This window comes from Porcipelethomonas sp., from assembly GCF_051893655.1.
Taxonomy (GTDB): domain Bacteria; phylum Bacillota; class Clostridia; order Oscillospirales; family Ruminococcaceae; genus Porcipelethomonas.
On sequence record NZ_JBJFHN010000024.1, the window covers coordinates 41,946 to 65,842 of the forward strand.

Consider the following 23,897-nt stretch of genomic DNA (forward strand, 5'->3'; position numbering starts at 1 on the left):
CGATGATGACGATGACTTCAGTTCAGTACTGAGCGATGCAAAGCGGGACGCTATTGGCGAGATCCAGAATATTATGATGGGCTCGGCGGCTACTGCTCTTTCAAACTTCATGAACGCAAAAGTCTGGATTACAACTCCTAAGGTGTCCATAAACAAGGCCAGTCATTTCAGTTTTAAGGATCTGGATCCTTCAATATGCGTAAAAATTGACTATATCAAGGGTATACACGGTGCTTCAGTTCTTGTACTTAAGCAAAGCGATGTACAGCTCATGGTAAATCAGCTTATGGGTATGCCTCCGGTTGTAACAGATGATTTTGTATTTGATGAAATGAATATTTCAGCTGTGTGCGAAATCATGAACCAGATGATGGGTGCGTCTGCAACTACTCTCTCGGAAATTATAAATACTCCTACTGATATCTCAACTCCTGAAGCAGTTGTTATAGAGTCAGACGAGGATATACTTTCCCTGAATAATATAGAAAGCGATGATTATGCGTGTATGGTATCATTCGATCTTACCATAGACGGTATTATGAACAGCCATTTTGTTACAATGCTTTCAATCGATCTGGCTAATGAATTGGCAGATAAGGTGATTGCAAGCTATTCTTCCGAATTGGACAACTACTCGGATTCTTCAAGTGAAGAAGAGGAAGAAGAGGTAAAACCAGCAAAGAAATCATCGAAAAAATCAAAGGTAGAAGCTGCAAAACCTGAAAATGCTCCAAAGGCTGCACCGGAAAAGCCTAAGCCTCCTAAGCCAAAGAGCCGTGTAATAAACAATAATTCAACAGCAGGAAAAAATCTTAATGTTCAGGAATATCATATAGATTCTCTTGAGGATGAACCGGATCCGACTTCATTCCTTACAGAAAAGCAATACAAAAATCTGAATTCCCTTCTGGATGTTCCTATGGACGTTACAGTAGTAATAGGTTCAACTCAGAAAAGTATTGAAGAAGTCGGAAATTTCACAAAGGGTACTGTTATTGAACTTGATACACTGGCAAATGAACCTGTTGATATTATGGTAAACGGAAATCTCATAGCAAGAGGAGACGTTGTTGTTGTTGATGACAATTTTGCAATAAGAATAACTGAAATTGTCAATTGAATATATATATAACATTCAGTAAAATAAAGGAGAAATTATATTATGGGTAAAAAAATTTTAGTAGCGGATGACGCGGCTTTCATGAGAATGATGGTTAAAGATTCCCTTACCAAAAACGGATACACAGATATTGTTGAAGCTGCTGACGGCGAAATTGCATGCAAGCTTTATGAATCTGAAAAGCCTGATCTTGTAATTATGGACATAACCATGCCGAATAAAACCGGTATTGAAGCTTTGAGAGATATAAAGGCTGCAGACAAATCAGCTAAAATTATTATGTGTTCTGCAATGGGTCAGGAAGCAATGGTTGTTGAAGCAATTAAGCTGGGTGCTCTTGACTTTATCGTAAAACCTTTCAAGCCTGACAGAATTATTCAGGCAGTAAGCAAAGTTTTAGGATAAACTATATGGGAGAAAAATATGGCATTTAACAATATAGACGAACTTGACGCAATGCATGTCGATGTGCTTACTGAGCTGGGAAATATCGGTTCCGGAAATGCTGCTACTGCACTGGCTTCGTTCATGGGCAAGGAAATTGATATCAACGTTCCTCATGTAAGGATTCTCGGATTCAACGAAGTTGCCGATTATGTAGGCGGTCCGGAGAATATAGTTATGGGACTGCTTATAAAAATGGACGGAGATGTAAACGGCATGATTCTTTACATTTTTGATAATGATCTTATTAAAAATGTAATGAAAGTATTTTTCAACAAGGATTTTACATCTTTTGATGATCTGGATGAAATGTCGATATCTGCATTCAGTGAAATCGGAAACATTATGGCTGGAGCTTATGTTAATGCTTTGTCGGCAATGACTTCCCTTTCTATTAATATTTCTACACCTTCAATATGCATTGATATGGCAGGCGCAATTTTAAGCGTACCGTCAATTGAATTTGCACAAGTCGGAAATAAGGTACTGTTTATTGATGATTCCTTTGGAATAGGAATTAACACAGGTAAAGTAAAAAGCAATATGATTCTTGTTCCCGAAATGGATTCCCTGAACAAAATTTTTGAAAGGCTGGGAATAATGTAAAATGCTCAATCTCATCAATGTCGGAATTTCCGATCTGAATGTGACAAAACCGCCCGGAGTCCTTGCTACTTATGCTTTGGGATCATGTGTTGGAATATGCTTGCTGGACAAAACTCACAATATCGGCGGACTTGCTCATATAATGCTTCCGAACAGTAAGGAAGCATCTAATGCTTCTGACAATCTCAGAAGATATGCTGACACAGGAATTTCCGAACTTATCAGTACAATGCAAAGAAAAGGCGCACAGCTTACATGCATGACGGCAAAAATCGCCGGCGGTGCACAAATGTTCCAGACAAAGCTTAAATCATTTAATATAGGTGAACGCAACGTTGAAGCGGTAAAAAAAATTCTGGCATCATACAGGATAAGAATTATTGCTGAAGATACGGGGCTGGACTATGGCAGAACAGTTTTTTTTAATGTTGAAACAGGAGTCATGCAGGTCAAATCTGTAAATAAAGGCGTTGTAAATTTATAAAAGTAAAAGTTTAGGTTAAGACTTTTTAAAGGTCTTAACCTAAACTTTTTTCATTCAAGCTCCAGGCTTTTTATTTCCTCATCATTGAGCATTTTCTGAGCATTTAATATCATAACGATCTTTTTGGGAGTTTTTCCCACACCATCAATAAATTTTCTTGTTTTAACATCCGAAAGCTTAGGAACCGGAGCAATTTCTGACTTGTCAATATCAATAACCTCGTCTACTGTATCGACAATAAATCCCACTTCAATTTCTTTCAGATTCAGAATTATAATACATGTTCTTTCATTGTAATCCATTTCATTTTTACAAAAACGAAGACGAACATCAATTATAGGAATCAGCGAATCCCTGAGATTAATAATGCCTTTTGCATATTCCGGAAATTCAGGCACAGGAGTAATGTCCTGCATTTCAATTATTTCACGAACATCATTTATATGAAACGCATAGTACTGCTTATCAATTAAAAAAGTAAGATACTTTTCACTGGTTTCATTTGTCTCATTTTCATCAAGCTCATCCTGCTTATGAAATCTGTTTAAGATATCGCTCATTGTCAAAACCTCCTTACAGCTGTTTGCAGATCATACTGCTTATTTTATCCAGAGGAGCCTGAACGGTGCATCCTCCACGCATATATGCGCTCATTGGCATACCATATACAACACAGGTTTCCTTATCCTGTCCTATTGTATATGCACCCTGATTATGCATTTCCACCATACCTTCCGCACCATCGGAACCCATACCCGTCATAATAACGCCTATTGCATTTTTGCCGGCACATCTGGCAACGCTTTTAAACAAAAAATCAACTGACGGACGATGTCCGGAAACCTTTTCACCCGATTCAATCTTAACATAATATCCCCTGGCATCTTTATGAAGTCCCATATGAAAATCTCCCGGAGCCAGAAGTGCACAGCCGTTTTTAAGTCTGTCTCCGTTGGCGGCTTCCTTGATTTCAATAGCACAAAGCTTGTTAAGTCTTTCAGCAAACATTTTTGTAAACACAGGCGGCATATGCTGAACAATAACGATAGGCGGACACTTTGCCGGCATTGAAGTAAGTACAACCTGCAGCGCCTCAGTTCCTCCTGTTGATGCACCCATTGCGATAACGGTATTGGAATTTCTTGCAAGAGCAGCATCGCTTATAACATTAGCAGATGTCCCACGGCTTGCAGCCTGAAAGGTATTTTTTTTCTGTATCACCTTTGCCTGTGATGCTGTTATAACCTTATTTCTGAGTTCTGTTGCAAACTCCTGCATATCTCCCGGATTTTTTATCAGAGGTTTTTTTACATAGTCAACTGCTCCGGCATCAAGAGCGTCAAATGCCTTAATCGGGGCAGACGAAACTATAACTGTAGGCAAGGGATACTGCGGAATAAGTTTTTTCAAAAACTGAATACCGCTCATTTTAGGCATTTCCACATCAAGTGTAATAACATCCGGGCGAAGCTCAACTATTTTATCTCTTGCTTCATAAGGATCGCCTGCCTTGCCCACGACCTCAATTATTTTATCCCCTTCAAAAAACTTAGCCAGTGTTTCACGAAAGAAAATAGAATCATCTACAATAAGCAATTTAATTTTTTTTTCTAGCATAATTTATGTCCCCGTCTATTTTTTCTGATATATTGCCGGCTGAACAAATGTATATCTTGACTTCTTTGAAACTGTTTCTGCATGACCTATAAAAAGATATCCGCCCTTTTTAGTGACATCATAAAACCGTTCAACAAGAGCATCCTTAGTAGGTGCGTCAAAGTAAATCATAACATTCCGGCAAAAAATAAGGTCAAATGGTTTTTTATAAACAATATTATCCATAAGATTAAATTGTTTAAATATGACCTCTTTTTTTATTCTGTCCACAACCTGATATGTTCCATCGCTTTTTTTTATAAAATACTTGGATTTCCAGCTATGGGGAATTGCATTCAAAGACTCCTCAGAATATACAGCATTTTTTGCCTTCTGAAGAACATTGGTTGATATATCCGTGGCAAGAATTCTGAGATCCCATCCCGTTCTTCTGCTTCCGAAATAATCATCAATTGTCATAGCAATAGTATACGGTTCCTCTCCGGATGAGGATGCAGCACACCATATCCTTACATCTCTGTCCTTAACATTCTTTTCTATATATGGCAGAAAAACCGACCTCATAAAGTCAAAATGCTGTGGTTCACGCATAAAATATGTATGATTAGTTGTAAGCTTATTTACAAGCGTAACTGTTTCCATACCGCTTTTATCAGCGAAAACCGAATCCAGATAGTCATTATAATTTGCAAATCCCTTCTGAACTATCAGATTTGAAAGTCTTCCCTCGATTAAAGTACGCTTTCTGCTGAGATCAATGCCATAAGTTGAATGCATAAATTTAACAAGCCTGTTAAATTCGCTGTCCGTAATTTTTACATTCATAATGTGATTACTCCAAAATTAACTTGTTTATATCAAGAAGCTGCTTTATTTCTCCGTTTGAATCTATAATACTCTGAATATACTGATTCTCATTTACATTTTTAAAATCCGGTGCAGAGCATGTATCCGTGGGCAGAACAGTTGTTATTTCACGGACTCTGTCTACAATAAGACCCACAGTAAGATCGTTCAGTTCAACTACAATTATACATGTTTTGTCATCATAAGGTATTTCCGGACGGTTTATTTTATGTCTTATACTAATTACTGGTACAACCTTACCTCTGATATTAATTACACCTTTTATAAAATCAGGAACTCTCGGAACAACAGTTATAGGCTGAACGCCTATAATTTCTGTAACATACTGTATTTCTATACCATAAAGCACATCATCTATATAATATAAAAGAATCTGTCCACCGTTTGTATTAAATTCGCTTTTGACCGGCTGACTGTAACCTTCATTTGCCATACTTCTCACCCCACTGTCAATTGTCATTTATAATATTTCCGACATCAAGAATTATTGTAATACTTCCATCGCCGAGTATAGTACATCCCGACATACCCTGCTGTTTTATATTATAGCGGTTAAACATAGGAGAAAACGGCTTAACAACGACCTGCTGTTCGCCTATAAGCTCATCCACCAGTATGCATGCGCTCTTTCCCTCGGCTTCTACAAGCACCACAACACCGTCATATATATTATCCGATGCCGGTTCCAGACCATAAAATTCGTGAAGTCTGATAAGCGGGTAACATTTATTGCGTATTTTAACAATTTCCTTCTTTGAAGTATCATAAAACAGCTGATTTTCTTTAAGTTTAATAAATTCTTTTATAGAATTTATTGGTATTGTAAATATTGAAGAACCGACAGAAACCTCAATACCGTCAACAATTGCAAGTGACAGAGGGATTTTTATAATGAAATTTGTTCCCTCTCCCCATTTGCTGTCTACTGAAACAGTACCGCCGATTTTTTCAATACTCTGTCTTACAACGTCCATACCGACACCACGTCCGGAATACTCAGTAACTTCGGTATTAGTAGAAAATCCCGGAAGCATGACCATATTGAATATTTCCTTTTCAGTATATTCCTCTTCCGGCTTTGTAAGAAGTCCGTTAGCCTTGGCTTTTTCCATAACACGCTGGCAGTCGATACCAGCACCGTCATCAGATACAACAATTATAACTTCTCCGGAAGAATTATATGCTGCAAGAGTAATTGTACCCTGAGCGGGCTTTCCTCTGGCAATTCGTTCCTCCTGACTGGATTCAATACCATGATCCATAGAATTTCTTACCATATGCATAAGAGGATCATTCAGGTTATCAATAATGCTTTTATCTACTTCCGTTTCTTCCCCTTCAAATACCAGATTTACATCTTTGTTAAGCTTTACCTTCATATCTCTGACAATTCTTGTCATCTTGTTGAATACGCCAGAAAGAGGAACCATTCTGATAGACATTACTATATCCTGAAGTTCGTCTGTAAGCTTGCGGAGTTCTCTGGTAGCCTTCTGAAAGTTTTCCAGTTTAAGTCCTTTCAGATCAGGATTTGAAGTAACCATAGCTTCTGCAATTACAATTTCACCAACCATATCAAGAAGCTGATCAAGCTTATTAAGATTTACGCTTATAAGGCTCTGCTTTCCTTTTGATACATGTTTATTTTTCTGTGCAAGCTTATTATTTATCTCTTCCTGTGACTGTGCTGCCGGAGCATTCTTTGCCGGCTGTGCCTGTGGCTGCTGAGGCTTTGGTTCAGCAGCAGGTGTCAGATTCTCCTGTTTAACTGCCTGTTGTGCATCATCGGCAGGTTTGCTTTCCTGTGTCTCCGGAGCAGTTTTCTCATCATGGACTTCCTTTTCAGCATGATCCCCATCATCTTCTACTGTTTCATATGACTTTACATCTATTGAATCTTCAATTTCCCTGTAAATATGCTGATAACTTTCTTCCGGTGCTTTAATTGTCAGAAGAAATCCTTTTTCGTTTATTATTTTGGAAGTTGATGAATCTGTTTCAATATTTTTCGGTTCATATGAAAGCTCTGTGCAATACTCTGAAATTTTATTGGCAAGAAGCAATGCCCTGAGGTTTTCCATTTCACAGTTATCTTCAAAAAATACACGTATTTTCAAAGCAGCTGACATTGTTTCAGTTTTATTTTCCGAAGCGTCTTTAGAATCTGCCCCGGCATCTGCCGGCGGATTGTTTGCTCCGGCTTCTTTAGTATCGTCGGGCATTTTTCCGGTTTTAAGATATGTAACAAAATTTTCAATTTTATTTATTTGGTCAGTAAAATCCGTAGGTTCTGAATCGTCATCCTGAAGAGAATCGATCTCGGCTTTAAGCAGATCTGATGATGAAAATACAAGATCGTAAAGGGTTTCCACTGAATCTATAACCGGCTTTTCCTCACGTATAATGAAAAACATGTCCTCAATACTATGGGCAAGGGTTGACATGTTGTTCAGTCCCATCATAGCAGAACTGCCCTTAATAGTGTGCATTATACGGAAAATTTCATTAATATCTTCTTCATCAAATTTATTGTTGCTTTCTGTTTTGATCATAATCTGATCAAGTTGTTCCAGCAATGATGTGGACTCATAAATAAACATGTCCACCATGCTTTCCATACCTGGTTCAAATCTGCTCATAAATTACACCTGCCTGTTTATTTTTTAAGGAATTATCTCGTCCAGTCCGCCCTTGGACATAACGATTTCTCCAGTTTCTTCAAGTCTTCTTATTGTAGCAATAATCTTTCTCTGTGCGTCTTCAACATCACGCATACGCACGTTGTGCAGATACTGCAGATCGGTTTTGATTGTTTCCTGCTGACGCTGGGACATATTGCTGAAAATAACCTTTGTAACCTCCGGGTTGGCAGCTTTGAGGGCAACTGTAATATCCTTTGTGTCACATTCTCTGAGGAATGCCTGAATTTCACGGTTATCAAGAAATGCGATATCGTCAAATACAAACATTCTTTTCTGGATCTCATCAACAAGTTCCGGATCAGAGTCATTAAGTTCTTCCATAATAGTTTTTTCTGTCTGCATATCCAGATTATTCATAACGTCTGCAAGATAATTGACGCCGCCGAATTCAACCATGTCAACAGAACCTACTGAGCTTAGCTTTTCAGACATTATTTCCTCAACGTTTCTTACTATTTCCGGGGAAATACTGTCCATATCTGCGATTCTTTTGAAAATTTCAACCTGAATATCATTAGGAAATTCTGCTATAATCTGTGCAGATTTTTTTGAATTAATATGAGTAAGTACAAGCGCAATAGTCTGCGGGAGCTCATTTGAAAGCATAGTCAGAATGGTTTTATAATCCACATTCTTCAAAAATTCAAATGCACGATTGGAATCGTGAATCCTCTGCATTATCATTTTAGCCTTTTCCTTACCGAATGCGTTTGTAAGGACATTCATAGAATACTGCTGACCGCCTTCGGCTGAAATTTTCTGAGCAATAAAAATTTCATAGAATTCATCCATGACTGCTTTAATCTCATCCTGACTTAAACTGTCAATACTTGCAATTTCCAGCGAAAGCTGTTCTACTTCATCATCATCCAAATATTTATATATCTCTGCCGCAGTTTCTTCGCCTAATGCCACCATAAAAGCAGCGGCCTTGTTGGCGGCAGTTACCTGTTCATCTGAAGGCGCTGGTCGTTTCATTTATTTTCCTCCCCGGAAGTTTATGCATTTTATTTTGTAAATTTAATTATATCATATTTTTCTGATTTTGACAATACTATTCCCGATTAATCACCGATAAATCCACTATCCGGAAAATGTTTTGCCTGAATGCATTTTATTCAAAATAACCTGCAAAAACAGCATAATTAATAATAACTTATAAAAAATCCAAATAAAAAGCAATAACCCCTCTGTTAATATTATACAAATTGTTTTTAACAAAGTCAAGTATTTTATGTAAAATACAGCAAAGTAATTTTAACAAATAATTCAAAATCTATTGACAAATTCCCACAAATCGCATAAAATAATATTAACGGGTATTAAGGCGTTCTGGTAAAAACGTCTTAAATAAAATAAGCGGAGGACGTATAATGAACGATTTAGATAACTTAAAGCTGACCGATCTTATTGATGTCAAAACTTTACAGGATATTCAGGACGGTTTCTCAAATACAACAGGCATGGCAGCTCTTACAACAGATGCAGACGGAACAGCAGTAACTAAAGGAAGCAACTTTACCGATTTCTGTATGGAACTGACACGAAAATCCAATACAGGCTGTAAAAGATGCGAGCAGTGTGATAAGCAGGGCGGAGAAAATACGATGTATACCGGAAAATCATCTACATATTACTGCCATGCCGGACTTGTTGATTTTGCGGCTCCTATCATGGTAAACGGAAAATTTATCGGTTCATTTATCGGCGGACAGGTTCTGACTGAACGTCCGGATGAAGAAAAAATCAGAAAATACGCTGCTGAAATAGGTGTAAATCCGGATGAATACGTAAGAGCTGTAAGAAAGGTGAAAGTTCTTCCAAAACACCAGATAGATATGGCTGCTGACTTTTTATGCACTATTGCCAATGTACTTTCAAAAATTGCCTACAGCAATTATGTGGCAAATCAAAATAATTCCGGTCTTTCCAGTCTCAACGAAAGTCTTATTGCAAAAATTCATGATGCTGAAGGTCTTATAAATCAGAATTCCGACAATATGGACAAGCTGCGTTCAGAATTCGCTCTGCTTGAAAATATTTCAAAACAATCTGTCTCAGAAGTAAATTCCACAAATGAAACAGTAAAAATCATTCAGGATATCGCCATGAACACGAGAATTCTTGGTTTCAATGCATATATTGAAGCCGCCCGTGCAAAGGAAAGCGGAAAAAGTTTCGGTGTTATAACTCAGGAAATAAGAGATCTTGCCGACAAAAGCAAGGCTTCCGCAGATAAAATAGAAAATGCAATGAAGTCTATCGGAGATTTTACAAAGCAAATCGACAGTCAGGTTAGAAATACTGAAAAACTATTATCTGAATGTATGGCAAATATAGAAGAATTTTCAACAATACTTAAGCAAATGTTATAATATTAAAAGAAGACCCGTCCTTCCGGACGGGTTTTGATATTTTAAAAGTAAATTTGTCAAAAATATTATTCTGCACTTCAGTAAAAACATACAGGCATAGCACAATATATGCTTAAAACGTAATACTGATAAAAGCAATTATATATATAACCGCAGATATTATAATTGCAGGAGATGTAAAAGCAATTTTTCCGCATCTGAATTTCTGATGTATTGACGATTTCGGAAAAGTATTTTTCCGGCAGAATATAATAAATGCCGCTATTCCTGCAATAAACAATACCACCGCAGCAAATCCCATCAATGCTGTTATCAGAGATTCTTCTCCGGCATAATTATCAATGACTCCCGAAAGCGTTGCAAAGGAATTTACAAAGAAATGCACAAACATCGAAGGGATAACAGAATTATGCTTGACATCAATATATCCCATGAAAATTCCTAAAGAAAATGCAAGAACAAACTGTGCGGCATTTCCATGAGAAATCCCAAAGAAAAAAGCACTGATTAAAATGCCGAACCGCTGACTTACCCGGGAAAGAGTTTTCATTACAAATCCACGGTAAAAAAGTTCCTCGGTAATCGGAGCAATTATACATGTATAGCATACTGATATTGCCATTGCCTTAAAGCTTGTGTATGTTACGACCTGAGAATTACCGATCAGATCAGTTCCCGGAAGGAGCTGATAAAGTATTGTTATTGCAAGTGCTGCCAGACGCTGGATAAATAAGCCTATAACAATATATTGTATAATATTTGCCAGTGAGAAATCAGTAGTTTTAAACAGCGATTTAGTCTTTATATCAGCAAACCTGCATCCAGCATAAAATGCCAGGAGATTTGCTGTCAGATAACTTATCAGTGTAATTCCGGAGGAAATTGAAGAATTGTTTATCATATCTGAAATTTTATCCGCACCGCCGGAAAACAACTCAGAAAAGCTGATACCGTTTATACTCATAATCACTGCCATTACAATAAAATAAAGAACATTTGCAATAACATAAGCCGATGCGATGTGAATCAGGATTCCTCCCCCGGCGACATTATAAAAATGTCTGATCTTCTTTTTTTCTTCATCACCCGGCATAAACGGCAGTTCACAGCCTTCAATTGAAATCTGTGGAACAAGCTTTCCGTAATCGTCATTATAATCCGGATTTTCTGTGGGATTATCAAAAGGATTATGAGGATCAATGGGCTTTACAAATTGCTTGTTATATACATGGTATCTGGCATCCTGTTCAAACTGTTCTGCTTCTGATTCATTGTCAAAATATTCCATAATACTCCTCCTTATTACAAGAATTTCGTTTTAATATTAATTATATATCAATTTTGACAGTTAGTCAAATAAATATCGAAGAAAAGTTGTGGACAAAGCCGAAAAAATATGATATAATAAATGCAATAATTATTATATATATTCAGATGTCCTTGCAGATATGCAAACCAAAAATTTGCTTGTTTGCATATCGGACAATTATATTATCAATAAATAAAATAATCAGAAAGGATATAAAATATGCTTCATGAGAAATCCTGCGGGGCGATTGTTTATCGCAAATCTCACGGAAATACTGAAATTTTGCTTATAAAGCATGTCAACAGCGGACACTGGTCATTTCCTAAAGGTCATGTTGAAGGCAATGAAACTGAGCTTGAAACTGCCCAGAGAGAAATCATGGAAGAAACCGGAATCGATGTCGTTTTAGATCCCACATTCAGGGAAACAGTTTCATACTCCCCTAAAAAAGATACCCAAAAGGTTGTAGTTTATTTTCTCGCCAAAGCAAAAAATTTCGATTTTATTCCTCAGGAAGAGGAAATTTCTGAAATCAGATGGGTAGATGTGGGATATGCTGTCAACATATTAACTTATGAAAATGATAAAGTGATTGTAAACAAGGCAAAAGCTGCTATAAAAGAAAGAGTGTAACCGTAAAAGGCTGCACTCTTTTTTACTCAGAGTAATTTTATTGCAGATTATCTTTCAATAATCTGGCTTCTGTCAGGACCTACGCCTATCATTACAATACGGCAGCCGCAGAGTTCTTCAAGACGCTTAATATACTTACGGCAGCTTTCAGGAAGTTCTTCAAAGGTTCTGCATCCTGTAATATCCTCTGTAAAGCCCTCTGCTTCCTCATAAATCGGTTCGCAGCCTGCAAGCTCTTCAAGAGCAGGTGGGAAGTTATTGATGACACTTCCGTCAGGCATTTTATAGCCTACGCAAATTTTCAGTGTTCCAAGACCGCAGAGTGTATCAAGCTTGTTGATAGCAAGCCCGTCCAGACCGTTTACTCTTACCGAGTGTTTTACTATAACAGCGTCAAACCATCCGGTTCTTCTTGGTCTTCCGGTAGTAGTTCCGAATTCACCGCCGACATTTCTGATTTTATCTCCGATTTCATCATCAAGCTCTGTAGGGAAAGGACCTTTTCCGACTCTTGTTGTATAAGCCTTTGCTACACCGATAATATTTGTGATCATTCTCGGACCCACACCTGTTCCCACGCATACTCCGGCAGAAAGCGGATGAGATGAAGTAACATAAGGATATGTACCGAAATCTATATCAAGTAAAGTTGCCTGAGCACCTTCAAACATTATTGTTTTTCCGGCTTTGTCGGCATCATATGTCAGAACGGAAACATCGTCAACGTACGGTGCTAAAATTTTTCCGTATTCATTATATTCTTTGATAACAGCTTCTATGTCAACAGCTTCACCGCCGTAAACTTCTGTTATGATTTTGTTTTTAAGAGCACCTGTGGATCTTGCCTTCTGAGCAAAAACTTCCGGATGAACAAGGTCATATACCCTGATTCCGCAGCGTTCATATTTATCCATATATGTGGGACCGATACCTCTTTTGGTTGTTCCGATATCAGAATTTCCTCTGAATTGTTCTGAAAGTCCGTCAAGAATAATATGCCATGGCATAACCACATGCGCTCTCGGATCAATTTTCAGATTTGCTGTTGAAATTCCTCTGTCTTGCAGGGACTTAAGCTCTCCTGTAAAATCTTTAGGATCCAGAACTACACCGGCACCGATAAGACAAAGCTTATCCGGATAAAGAATACCGGATGGAATAAGATGAAGCTTATATGTTTCACCATTGTTAACAACAGTATGTCCGGCGTTGTTACCGCCCTGTGAACGAACTACAACATCGGCCCGTGAAGCAAGAATATCTATGATTTTTCCTTTGCCTTCGTCACCCCATTGAGTTCCGACAACAATATTTGCAGGCATTTTTTTTCCTCTTTTCAATAATTTTAGGTATGCCTCAAGCATACACATTACATTATATCAGAAAAAAAACGGTATTTCAAGAGAAAACGCCGTTTTTTTATAATTATCCCCAAAAATATAAACAGATGTAAAATCACTAGCCTGAAAAAAGAAAATTACTGTTGCATGTGATGAATAAAAAAAAGTCAAATTCTCTTGATAAATACCGATAAATAATGTTATAATAAATTTGTATGAGATTTTTAGAATGATTTTTATTCCTCAAGCCTGCGGCTTATGCCTTTGCAGACGAAATTTGCCGGAATGCATAAGAAAAACCATAATACGGTAAAGGGAAGACATATCTGCCCTAAAATATTTAACGGCATATCAGAATAATCCCATACATGCCAGTTAAGCACTATATTGACAATTACCCCTATGGTAAACTCGACAGAGGTGATTATAAGAGATCCCAGAAGGCATTTCTGCCACAGAGGAGTATTTTTAAGCCTGACATGCATTTCATAAATTATTGTCAGAACAAATCCCCCTGTAAGAGTCATTGTCCAGTGTGTAAAGCCTCTGGATGCAATTTCCAGAAAACTGTATACAAAACAGCCGGTCAGGAAAACCAGGGCACGTGTACCTAATCCTTTCAAGCTGACACCTCCTTACCTGATTTATTATGTATTCAGCAAAACTTATTTATACATATTATATGTCGGTTCTGTGAAAAATTCACATTTTATTATAATTTTTATAATGCCGCTGTATAATGGCGGCGGAACGGAGAAAATTATGAGAAAAAGCGGTATTTTAATGCATATATCCAGTCTGCCTTCCAATTACGGAATAGGAAAAATGGGAAGATCTGCATACGATTTTGTGGACTTCCTTGTGAGTTCCGGAGTCAGATGCTGGCAGATCCTGCCTCTTTCACCTACCAGTTACGGAGATTCGCCTTATCAGTCATTTTCTGTTTATGCAGGTAATCCTTATTTTATCGACTTTGAAACCCTCAAGCGTGAAGGACTTATTAAAAAATCCGATTATGAGGAAATAAAATGGCAGGATAACGACCATCAGGTAAATTACAGCCTGATTTATCAGAATTGTTTCAAGGTTTTAAGACAGGCTTATAAAACCTATAAACGTGATATTTCCAAAAAATATCATGACTTTACAGAAAAAAACAGCTTCTGGCTTGATGATTATGCACTGTTTATGGCTCTTAAATTCAAAAACAACGGCAAACCATGGTATGAATGGGATAAAAAGCTTGCCATGAGGGACAAGGATGCTCTTGCAAAGGCTTCAAAAGATCTTGAAAAGGAAACAGAATTTTTTAAATTTATTCAGTATAAATTTTTCAGACAGTGGAATAATCTGAAAAAATATGCCAATGACAGGGGCGTTGAAATTATCGGGGATATGCCTATATATGTGTCCTATGACAGCGTTGAAGCATGGGCTTCTCCGGAGCTTTTCCTGTTTGACAAAAACAAAAAGCCTAAGGATGTTGCCGGATGTCCTCCGGATGATTTTGCAGTTACCGGTCAGCTGTGGGGCAATCCTCTTTACGACTGGGAATACCATAAAAAAACCGGATATAAATGGTGGATCGACCGACTGAAATTTTCTGCGTCTATTTACGATATTGTAAGAATCGACCATTTCAGGGGTTTTGAAAGCTACTATGCAATTCCTTACGGAAGTAAAACTGCTGAAAAAGGCGAGTGGAGAAAGGGTCCTGGGGCAGAACTTTTCAAAACTGCTGAAGAAAGTCTGGGCAAGCTTAATATTATTGCGGAAGACTTAGGCTTTATTACTGATGATGTACGCCAAATGCTTGACGAAGTCGGCTATCCGGGAATGAAGGTCTTACAGTTCGCATTTGGTGACGGAAGTGATAATGAACATCTTCCGCATAATTACCAGTCATCAAACTGTGTGGCTTATACCGGTACCCATGACAACGAAACCCTTAAAGGATGGGTTTCATCACAGTCGTCATCTACTCTTAAATGCTGCATGGCATATACAAATGCAAAAAAGAAAAAGGATATTCCAAAAGGTATCATAAGAGAAGCATGGAGAAGTGTTGCAGAAATCGCAGTAGCACAGATGCAGGATTTTCTTGATTCCGACGCATCATGCAGAATGAATACCCCGTCAACCCTCGGCGGCAACTGGCAGTTCAGAACTCAAGAAAGTGATTTCACAGATAAGCTTTCTAAACGCATTCTGAAACTGAATAAAATGTATAACAGATAATTTATTTATAAGGAGAAAATTTATGGAACAATACAAAGAAAAATTAAGATCAGCCCTTAAAGACTGCAAAACTCCTCAGGAAATTCATAATGTTATCGGCAAAACAGTTATTGAATATTCCAAAGACAATTGGGACAAATCCAAAAATGCTCATAACCACAGCAGACGTGCATGTTATTTTTCAATGGAATTCCTTGTGGGCAGAGCTGTTTACAACAATCTTCTGTGTCTGGGTCTTTATGACGATACAGAAGCAGTTTTAAATGAAATGGGAAGAAGTCTTTCCGATCTGGAGGAAATTGAAGACGCTGCTCTGGGAAACGGTGGTCTGGGTCGTCTTGCTGCATGCTTTTTAGACAGTGCCGCAACCCTTGATTTTCCTCTTGACGGATATGGAATAAGATATAAATACGGTCTTTTCAAGCAGGGAATCGAAAACGGTTTTCAGACTGAAACTGCTGATAACTGGACAAAATACGGCGATTCGTGGTCTGTAAGAAATGAAGATGATATTGTTGAAGTTAAATTCAATGGTCAGACTGTAAAGGCAGTGCCTTATGACATGCCAATATTCGGCTGCAAGACCAGTCATATAAGCACTCTGAGATTATGGCAGTCAGAAGCAATAAATGAATTTGATTTCAATCTGTTCAATCAGCAGAAATATGTTGAAGCAAGTCTTGAAAAAACTGCTGCTGAAGATATTTCAAGAGTTCTTTATCCTAATGACGATACACGTGAAGGCAAAAAGCTGAGATTAAAACAGCAGTATTTCTTCTGCAGTGCTTCATTGCAGGATATTACAAAAAAGCATCTCGAGCGTTTCGGAACACTTGAAAATATCGCTGACAGCATTACTATTCAGTTAAATGATACTCATCCGGTTATCTCAATTCCTGAATTAATCAGAATACTCCGCAATAACGGAATTAACTTCGATAAGGCTTTCTCAATTGCAGTTAAGGTATTCAACTATACAAACCACACTGTAATGCCGGAAGCTCTTGAAAAATGGGAATGCGGACTGGTTGAAGAGCTTCTGCCGGAGGTTTATTCAATAATTCTCCAGATCAATGAAAAGCTTATGTCTGAAATGTACGAAAAGGGCAAAACTACTGAAGAAATTGAAAAAATCAAAATAATAAGAAACGGTCTTGTAAACATGGCGGACATGGCTGTTTACTGCTCTTCCTATGTTAACGGTGTTGCGGAAATTCACACAGAAATTCTCAAGGACACTGTTCTTGCTGACTGGTATAAAATTTATCCGGAACGCTTCCAGAACAAGACAAACGGTATTACTCAGCGCCGCTGGCTTGCACTGTGCAACAAGTCTCTTTCCGGTCAGATAACTGAACTTCTGGGTACTGACCAATGGATAAACGATCTTGACAGACTTAAAGAACTTGAAAAATATGCTGACAACGAAGAAGTTATAAACCGCTTTATGAATATCAAAAAAGAAAACAAAGTGATTTTAGCTGACTATATTCTTAAAACAGAGGGAATTCAGATAAATCCGGATTCCGTTTTCGATATTCAAATAAAAAGACTTCATGAATATAAGCGTCAGCTTCTTAATGCTTTTTCAATACTTTATATTTATTTCGGTATTAAATCCGGAGAAATAAAAAACATGAATCCGGTAACATTTATCTTCGGTGCTAAATCTGCTCCGGGATACCGCCGTGCAAAAGGGATTATAAAATACATCAACGAAATCGCAAAGCTCATTGACAATGATGAAGAAGCAAGAAAATACATTAAAGTTGTGTTTGTATCCAATTACAATGTTTCCTATGCTGAAAAACTGATTCCGGCAGCTGATATTTCTGAACAGATTTCAACAGCTGGTACGGAAGCTTCTGGTACCGGAAACATGAAACTTATGTTAAACGGTGCTGTCACTCTGGGTACTTATGACGGTGCAAACATTGAGATTGTAAGGGAAGCCGGTGAAGAAAACAATTATATTTTCGGTGCAAGAGTTGAAGAACTGAAAAAAATCATGCCGGAATACAACAGCAGAAAGCTTTTATCAGAAAATCCGAAAATCAGCCGTGTTGTCCAGACTCTTATTGACGGTACGGTTTCAGACGGAGGTACAGGATATTTCAGAGAGCTTTACTTCTCCCTTACTGACGGCGCTTCATGGCATTCTCCTGACAATTATTATCTTCTGGGTGACCTTGAAAGCTACATGGACGTAAAGCTTCGCTGCATTGCAGATTTCAGCAACAAAAAGTATATAGGCAAAAAGATGTGGCTTAATATGTGCAATGCCGGAAAGTTCAGCTCTGACAGAACAATTAATGATTATGCGGAAAATATCTGGCATATTGGTAAAGTTGAAATCTGAATATAATAAATCAGCCATGGATAATCCATGGCTGATTTTATTTTTTCACGTATCTTTACTGTTCAGCTCATACTCTCCGTTTTCTGCGTCTCTGATTTTTTCCTTTACCAGAGTATAAATAATCGAAACAATAGGAACACCCAGAACCATTCCCAGAACACCGCCGATACCGCCGCCTACAGTAATCGCAAACAGTACCCACAGTGCCGGAAGACCAATTGAATTGCCCACAACCTTCGGATATATGAGATTGGAATCTATCTGCTGAATCACAATAATAAATACCACAAACCACACAGCTTTTATAGGATTGACAAGAAGCTGAATAAATGCACCGGGTATCGTTCCGAAAATAGGTCCGACAATAGGAATCATATTGGTAATACCAATAATCACGCTGATAAGCGGAGCATAATCGAATCCGAAAATAGTCATTCCCACAAAGCACAAAACTCCCAGAATAACCGCTTCCATAAGCTGACCGCTTATGAAATTTGAAAAAGTATCATAACCTAATGTTATAATTTTCTCGAATTTTTCATATTTGTTTTTGAGTATTATTTTAGTAAGAATCTTTGCACTTTTCTTAAGTCTTTGTTTGTCAAGAAGAATATATACTGAGAAAACTAATCCAACAACCACATCTATAGTACCGTTTATTATACTTGAAGTTATATCAACAGTTTTGCTTAAAAAGTTCGGAATATAGTCTGTAATATTTGAAATAATATCATCTGCTTTTTCAACCAGCTTATTTAAATCAATTTTATCGTCAATGAAAGCGGTTATGTTAAACCTGTTGGATTCAATAAAGTTCATAAGATTATTGGCATATCCGCTGAAATTTTCTCCGAAAAGTACAACACTTTCTGAAATCTGCGGAACAATAAAGCAGACTATTCCTATAATTATTGCAAACATTACAAGATATGTGGTAATACATGCCATTATAAATGGTGCTTTGCCGGATACCATATGAACCTTTTTACCATATTTTTTCTTTCTGAAAGAATTTTTTACAGCGGCAAAAATCTGCCTGTATTTTACATGAAAAAAATTCATAGGCCGATTAAGGGCAAAAGCAATTACTCCTCCGATAATAACCGGACGGAAAATATTCAAAACCTTGGAGACTGCTGAGAAAAATCCCTCATATCTTATTATTATAAATGCCGACACTATAAGTATCAGGCCACTGCAAACAATTGTTTTTGCAAGACGATTATTTTTAAAGGAAAACTTTTTCTGCATAAACCCTCCTTGTCAAAAGACTATTCTGCTGTTTTTATTTTCATAGAAATATCAAAGCATTTTACTGAATGGGTAAGTGCGCCAAGAGAAATAATATCAACTCCGGTAAGAGCCACTTCTCTTAAATTATCAAGGGTAATATTGCCTGATGCTTCAAGCTTTGCACGTCCGGCAGTTATTTCAACTGCCTTTTTCATGTCCTCAGGACTCATATTGTCAAGCATTATTATTTCGCATCCGCAGTCTAAAGCCTCATGAAGTTCCTCAAATGTACGAACCTCAACCTCAATCTTAAGCATATGTCCTGCCTTTTCACGCAAAGCGGAAACGGCTGCGGTTATAGAACCGTATGCATCAATATGATTATCCTTAAGCATTGCACCGTCTGAAAGGTTAAAACGATGGTTTCTTCCTCCGCCTGCTGTTACAGCGTACTTCTGCAATGCACGAAGTCCCGGAAGTGTTTTTCTGGTATCAGTAATGTTAGCATTTGTCCCCTCTGCAAGCTTTACGCATTTATTTGTAGCTGTAGCAATACCGGACATATGCTGCAAAATGTTAAGAGAAGTTCTTTCACCCTTAAGAAGTGTTTTTGTACTGCCCCTGAAATTTGCAATAATATCGCCTTTCTTTACTTCTGTTCCGTCTTTCAGGAGAATTTCTTTTTCGACATTTCCTCCGGCAAGGTCGAAAACTCTTGCGGCGATATCAATACCGCAGAGAATACCGCTGTCCTTAGCCACAAAATACGCCTGACTCATATGACTGTCGTCAATCAGGTTGTCAGTTGTAACATCTATATAATTTATATCTTCTGTAAGAGCAGTATTAATAATATTGTCAATATACATCTGATTTAACATAAATTTTTATTCCTTTCAGATAACTTCTTTCAAAATCAGGTAAGCCACAGTTGCAAGTGATTTAGCTTCAATATAATCCGGGTTAACAAGATAATTTCCGGTTGTCAGTTCATGCTTTATTTCTTTGATACGCTCAAAGCCTTCAACAGCTGCTTTTTTATCAGGTATTACAAAATAGCTGTTTTGCATAATATGGCGAATCTCCGTTCTGAATCCATGAGGAATCGGAGGAGCATCATTATTAACCTCAAACTCATAGTCTTCAAATTCATCTTTCATATTTGCGGCTTTCTTTGCTATATCAGATGCTGCACGCCTTGAAAATACCAGTGCTTCCAGAAGGGAATTGCTTGCAAGACGGTTATTTCCGTGAACTCCGGTATGGGAGCATTCCCCTGCCGCATACAGGTCTTCAACCTTGGTTCTTGCAAAACTGTCAACATTAATTCCTCCCATAAGATAGTGCTGACACGGAAATACCGGTATTCTGTCTTTTGTAAGGTCATATCCCTGATCCAGAAGATTTTTGTAAATCATCGGGAAACGATTTTTAAGAAATTCCGGATCTTTCCTTGTAATATCAAGGTAAAAATCTGTCGAACCCAGTTTTCTGCTTTCGAGTATTATAGCATGAGAAACAACATCTCTGGGGGCAAGTTCCAGCCTGTCATCATAATTATGCATAAATCTTTCGCCGTTTTTATTGAGAAGGTATGCACCCTCTCCCCTTACTGCCTCAGAAATCAGGAAACATTCTCTTGTATGCTTATTATTAAATGCCGTAGGATGAAACTGAACAAGGCTTAAGTTTTTAATATCCGCACCCATTTCATAAGCGGCAGTAATTCCGTCGCCTGTTGCGATGGCAGAATTTGTGGTATATTCATATACTCTTCCGATACCTCCGGTAGCAAATATAAGGAAGTGACTGTTAAAAGTCCTGCGCTCCTCATACTTCCATGTATCCACAGCAAAGCCCGTTGACGTTTTCCTGGCACCGCAAAGATATGTATTTTCCATTATATCCACATTAGGCAATGTTTTAACCCTTTCAAGAAGCTTTGATACTATTTCAAAGCCGGTTGCATCCTTATGGTGAAAAATTCTGTGACGGCTGTGTCCGCCCTCAAGAGTTCTGTGAAGCTCTCCGTCAGGAGTCCTGTCAAAATCGACCCCAAGACTGATAAGTGTTTCTATGTCACGGGCAGCTTCTGACACAAGAATATGCACCGTTTCAGTATTGTTTTTAAATCCGCCTGCAATCATTGTATCATTCTGATGCAGTTGAATATTGTCATTTGGTGAATTATAAACCCCGGCAATACCTCCCTGTGCAAGGGCAGAATTGCATAAAAGCAGTTCACGCTTTGATAATATAAGAATTTTAAGTTCCGAAGGAAGATTGATAGCTGCGTAAAGTCCCGCCGTTCCGCATCCGGCAATAATAACATCATAATTTTTAGGCATATTGAATCCCGGTCTTTCTGTTATGTTTTTTTACTTATACTAATCCTCATAATTTTATCTGCTGTTCTTTTGAGGAGCAGTATTTTCCGGTTCATACCGGAACTGCTTATACTTATTCTATTATACCATTTACGTGAGATATTGTCACTATTAAATTTCACTAAATTTTTTCAATATTCGCCCCTATTTAACAACATTTATTTTATGTTATTATTGACATTTTTACTTATTTAAGGCATAATTAAGATAACAGATTTTTTTAAAGGAGGCAAATACATGAAAAAATCACGAATAATTCCGCTGATTCTTTCAGCGCTTTTAGTATCTCTGCCCGGATGCAGCGACAGCGGCACAGGGAATAATACAGACAGCTCTTCTTCTCAGACAGAATCGGTTTCATCAGCCGATGCTGTAAGCTCTAAGGCTGAAAATTCAGAATCCGGCGATGAAATTAACCTTGACATATCTCTGGCACTTGGCAACAGCTGGGAATCGGAGGGTAAAACCTGTTATGAATACCACGGAACAATTACAAACAATGAAACAGAGGCAGTAAACGGATGGTCTGTAAGCATTCCGGTAAACAGTGACAGTTCTTTAAGCGGTGGCTGGGGTGGCATCATTTCCCTTGAAAATTCCACTGTATCAATAACACCTGAGGATTATAACTCTGTCATTGAAGCGGGCGGAAAAATTGAATTCGGCATTCAGATTTTAAGTTCCGGAGAAATTGACCTGTCAAAGGCAGTATGCAAAGCGTCAAAGGGCGGCGGAGCAGTATCACAAGCTGAAAATCAGAATCAAAACAGCAGTAATTCCGGCGGAGAAGCTGTAAAGAACACCGGAGCCAAGGAAGTTCCTCCTGCCACAACTGATGACTGGCTTTCAGTAAAGGGAAGCAAAATAGTAGATTCTGACGGCAAAGAGGTATGGCTTACCGGCTGCAACTGGTTCGGTTACAACACCGGAACAAACTGTTTTGATGGTTTATGGGCATGCGACCTTAACTCTTCCCTTGCAAGTATTGCCGACCATGGCTTTAATCTTTTAAGAATCCCTATTTCCACAGAACTTATCAATAACTGGGAAAACGGCAATTATCCTGAAGCCAATTACAATAACGCCACAAATTCCTATCTTGAGGGAATGAACAGTCTTGAAATTTTTGATTATGTGATAGGACAGTGCAGAGCAAACGGAATAAAAATCATGATTGATATTCACTGTGCTGTAACCGATTCCATGGGGCATATGAAACCGCTCTGGACTGACGGAGATATATCTGAAGAGGATTATCTTGACGGTCTTGAATGGATGGCTGAAAGATACAAGGACGATGATACTATAATAGCTTATGATCTTGAAAACGAACCACATGGCAAGCAGAATGAATCCCCAAGAGCTAAATGGGACGATTCAAAAGATGCGGACAACTGGAAATACATTGCCGAAAAGGCTGCAAATACTGTTCTTGACGAAAATCCAAACGTACTTGTAATGGTAGAGGGAATAGAAATTTACCCCAGGGACATAAAGAAAAACGGTGATTTCAAATCCCAGAACGAGGACGATTATTTCTTCAACTGGTGGGGAGGAAATTTAAGAGGAGTTGCTGACAACCCTGTGGATCTGGGAAAATATCAGAATAAGCTGGTTTATTCTCCCCATGACTACGGTCCGGCAGTTTATGAACAGCCATGGTTTGAGGGCGGTTATACCTTTGATTCTCTTTATGAAGACTGCTGGTATGACAACTGGTTTTATATTCAGGACAAAAATATCGCTCCTCTTCTTATCGGAGAATGGGGAGGATATATGACAGAACCGAATGTTACATGGATGACTTATCTTCGTCAGCTTATATCTGAAAATAAAATCAATCATACTTTTTGGTGCTTTAACGCAAATTCCGGCGACACTGGCGGACTTGTAAAGGATGATTTTATGACATGGGATACGGAAAAATATGAGTTTGTTAAAGAGGTGCTATGGCAGAAGGACGGAAAATTCGTAGGCCTTGACCACGAAATTCCTCTTGGTGAAAATGGTATTACATTAAGCGATTATTAAAAAATCCGGTGCGGCTTCATACCGTACCGGATTTTAAAAGCAAAACAAAAAGCTCTCCAAAGGAGAGCTTTTTGCCATGATATAGGGATTATTGGGGATTTTAATTTAACGCTGGGGTAAACGTTAAATTGAAGACATACTCATTAATGAGT

Annotated in this window: 21 protein-coding genes; 9 read left to right on the top strand and 12 right to left on the bottom strand. The window is 38.0% G+C overall.

The window, feature by feature from the left end; translation table 11 throughout:
- From fliY to ACI4WO_RS01325, 4 genes are all read left to right on the top strand, one after another.
- A partial coding sequence (fliY, locus tag ACI4WO_RS01310; RefSeq protein ID WP_439805752.1) for a flagellar motor switch phosphatase FliY occupies window positions 1–1,120 on the top strand: 1,120 nt, incomplete at its 5' end.
- Between the two features lie 42 nt (window positions 1,121–1,162).
- Window positions 1,163–1,525: a response regulator gene (locus ACI4WO_RS01315; protein ID WP_439805753.1), complete on the top strand. Its 363-nt coding sequence runs from the start codon at window positions 1,163–1,165 to the stop codon at window positions 1,523–1,525.
- A gap of 18 nt (window positions 1,526–1,543) precedes the next feature.
- Window positions 1,544–2,170, top strand: coding sequence for a chemotaxis protein CheC (locus tag ACI4WO_RS01320; protein ID WP_439805754.1), 627 nt, complete (start codon window positions 1,544–1,546; stop codon window positions 2,168–2,170).
- 1 nt (window position 2,171) lies between these two features.
- Window positions 2,172–2,654, top strand: coding sequence for a chemotaxis protein CheD (locus tag ACI4WO_RS01325; protein ID WP_439805755.1), 483 nt, complete (start codon window positions 2,172–2,174; stop codon window positions 2,652–2,654).
- 50 nt (window positions 2,655–2,704) lie between these two features.
- Here the strand turns inward: ACI4WO_RS01325 and ACI4WO_RS01330 are convergent, their stop codons facing one another.
- Genes ACI4WO_RS01330 through fliG form a run of 6 tightly spaced genes read right to left on the bottom strand, consistent with a single transcriptional unit; the run spans window position 2,705 to window position 8,818 of the window.
- A complete protein-coding gene (locus tag ACI4WO_RS01330) occupies window positions 2,705–3,214 on the bottom strand; it encodes a chemotaxis protein CheW (RefSeq protein WP_439805756.1) in 510 nt (169 codons plus the stop codon).
- Window positions 3,215–3,227: 13 nt separating this feature from the next.
- The gene (locus ACI4WO_RS01335) at window positions 3,228–4,271 is read right to left on the bottom strand and encodes a protein-glutamate methylesterase/protein-glutamine glutaminase (protein WP_439805757.1); all 1,044 of its coding nucleotides are present in this window, start codon (window positions 4,269–4,271) and stop codon (window positions 3,228–3,230) included.
- Window positions 4,272–4,286: 15 nt separating this feature from the next.
- The gene (locus ACI4WO_RS01340) at window positions 4,287–5,096 is read right to left on the bottom strand and encodes a CheR family methyltransferase (RefSeq protein WP_439805758.1); all 810 of its coding nucleotides are present in this window, start codon (window positions 5,094–5,096) and stop codon (window positions 4,287–4,289) included.
- 7 nt (window positions 5,097–5,103) lie between these two features.
- On the bottom strand, window positions 5,104–5,598 hold the full coding sequence (locus tag ACI4WO_RS01345) for a chemotaxis protein CheW (protein ID WP_439805759.1): 495 nt from the start codon (window positions 5,596–5,598) through the stop codon (window positions 5,104–5,106).
- Complete coding sequence (locus ACI4WO_RS01350; protein ID WP_439805760.1) at window positions 5,588–7,777, bottom strand: chemotaxis protein CheW; 2,190 nt, start codon at window positions 7,775–7,777, stop codon at window positions 5,588–5,590. The genes ACI4WO_RS01345 and ACI4WO_RS01350 overlap by 11 nt, the downstream gene beginning before the upstream one ends.
- A 24-nt stretch (window positions 7,778–7,801) precedes the next feature.
- Entirely contained in the window at window positions 7,802–8,818 is a 1,017-nt protein-coding gene (gene fliG / locus ACI4WO_RS01355; RefSeq protein WP_439805761.1) for a flagellar motor switch protein FliG, read from the bottom strand.
- A gap of 395 nt (window positions 8,819–9,213) precedes the next feature.
- Here fliG and ACI4WO_RS01360 point away from each other — a divergent pair, with 395 nt between their 5' ends.
- Entirely contained in the window at window positions 9,214–10,215 is a 1,002-nt protein-coding gene (locus ACI4WO_RS01360) for a PocR ligand-binding domain-containing protein (RefSeq protein ID WP_439805762.1), read from the top strand.
- Window positions 10,216–10,327: 112 nt separating this feature from the next.
- Here the strand turns inward: ACI4WO_RS01360 and ACI4WO_RS01365 are convergent, their stop codons facing one another.
- Complete coding sequence (locus ACI4WO_RS01365; RefSeq protein ID WP_439805763.1) at window positions 10,328–11,503, bottom strand: lysostaphin resistance A-like protein; 1,176 nt, start codon at window positions 11,501–11,503, stop codon at window positions 10,328–10,330.
- A gap of 240 nt (window positions 11,504–11,743) precedes the next feature.
- Here ACI4WO_RS01365 and ACI4WO_RS01370 point away from each other — a divergent pair, with 240 nt between their 5' ends.
- On the top strand, window positions 11,744–12,157 hold the full coding sequence (locus ACI4WO_RS01370) for a bis(5'-nucleosyl)-tetraphosphatase (RefSeq protein ID WP_439805764.1): 414 nt from the start codon (window positions 11,744–11,746) through the stop codon (window positions 12,155–12,157).
- A 47-nt stretch (window positions 12,158–12,204) separates the two neighbouring features.
- Here the strand turns inward: ACI4WO_RS01370 and ACI4WO_RS01375 are convergent, their stop codons facing one another.
- Window positions 12,205–13,479 (bottom strand): adenylosuccinate synthase, encoded by a 1,275-nt coding sequence (locus tag ACI4WO_RS01375; RefSeq protein ID WP_439805765.1) that lies wholly within the window; start codon window positions 13,477–13,479, stop codon window positions 12,205–12,207.
- A 254-nt stretch (window positions 13,480–13,733) separates the two neighbouring features.
- Entirely contained in the window at window positions 13,734–14,120 is a 387-nt protein-coding gene (locus ACI4WO_RS01380; RefSeq protein WP_439805766.1) for a putative ABC transporter permease, read from the bottom strand.
- A gap of 136 nt (window positions 14,121–14,256) precedes the next feature.
- On the opposite strand from ACI4WO_RS01380, the gene malQ reads away from it, so the two are divergent.
- Window positions 14,257–15,735: a 4-alpha-glucanotransferase gene (gene malQ, locus ACI4WO_RS01385; RefSeq protein WP_439805773.1), complete on the top strand. Its 1,479-nt coding sequence runs from the start codon at window positions 14,257–14,259 to the stop codon at window positions 15,733–15,735.
- 22 nt (window positions 15,736–15,757) lie between these two features.
- Window positions 15,758–18,094 (top strand): glycogen/starch/alpha-glucan phosphorylase, encoded by a 2,337-nt coding sequence (locus ACI4WO_RS01390; RefSeq protein WP_439805767.1) that lies wholly within the window; start codon window positions 15,758–15,760, stop codon window positions 18,092–18,094.
- A gap of 45 nt (window positions 18,095–18,139) precedes the next feature.
- On the opposite strand, the gene ACI4WO_RS01395 is transcribed toward ACI4WO_RS01390, so the two are convergent.
- The 3 genes from ACI4WO_RS01395 to ACI4WO_RS01405 are packed head-to-tail and all read right to left on the bottom strand — an operon-like array spanning window position 18,140 to window position 21,675.
- Complete coding sequence (locus ACI4WO_RS01395) at window positions 18,140–19,345, bottom strand: AI-2E family transporter (RefSeq protein WP_439805768.1); 1,206 nt, start codon at window positions 19,343–19,345, stop codon at window positions 18,140–18,142.
- A gap of 20 nt (window positions 19,346–19,365) precedes the next feature.
- The gene (gene nadC / locus ACI4WO_RS01400) at window positions 19,366–20,208 is read right to left on the bottom strand and encodes a carboxylating nicotinate-nucleotide diphosphorylase (protein ID WP_439805769.1); all 843 of its coding nucleotides are present in this window, start codon (window positions 20,206–20,208) and stop codon (window positions 19,366–19,368) included.
- 15 nt (window positions 20,209–20,223) lie between these two features.
- Window positions 20,224–21,675 (bottom strand): L-aspartate oxidase, encoded by a 1,452-nt coding sequence (locus tag ACI4WO_RS01405; RefSeq protein WP_439805770.1) that lies wholly within the window; start codon window positions 21,673–21,675, stop codon window positions 20,224–20,226.
- Between the two features lie 276 nt (window positions 21,676–21,951).
- Between ACI4WO_RS01405 and ACI4WO_RS01410 the strand changes: the two genes are divergently transcribed.
- Window positions 21,952–23,745 carry a cellulase family glycosylhydrolase gene (locus ACI4WO_RS01410; RefSeq protein ID WP_439805771.1) on the top strand — a complete coding sequence of 598 codons (1,794 nt, stop codon included), beginning with the start codon at window positions 21,952–21,954 and terminating at the stop codon, window positions 23,743–23,745.
- Window positions 23,746–23,897: the final 152 nt, after the last annotated feature.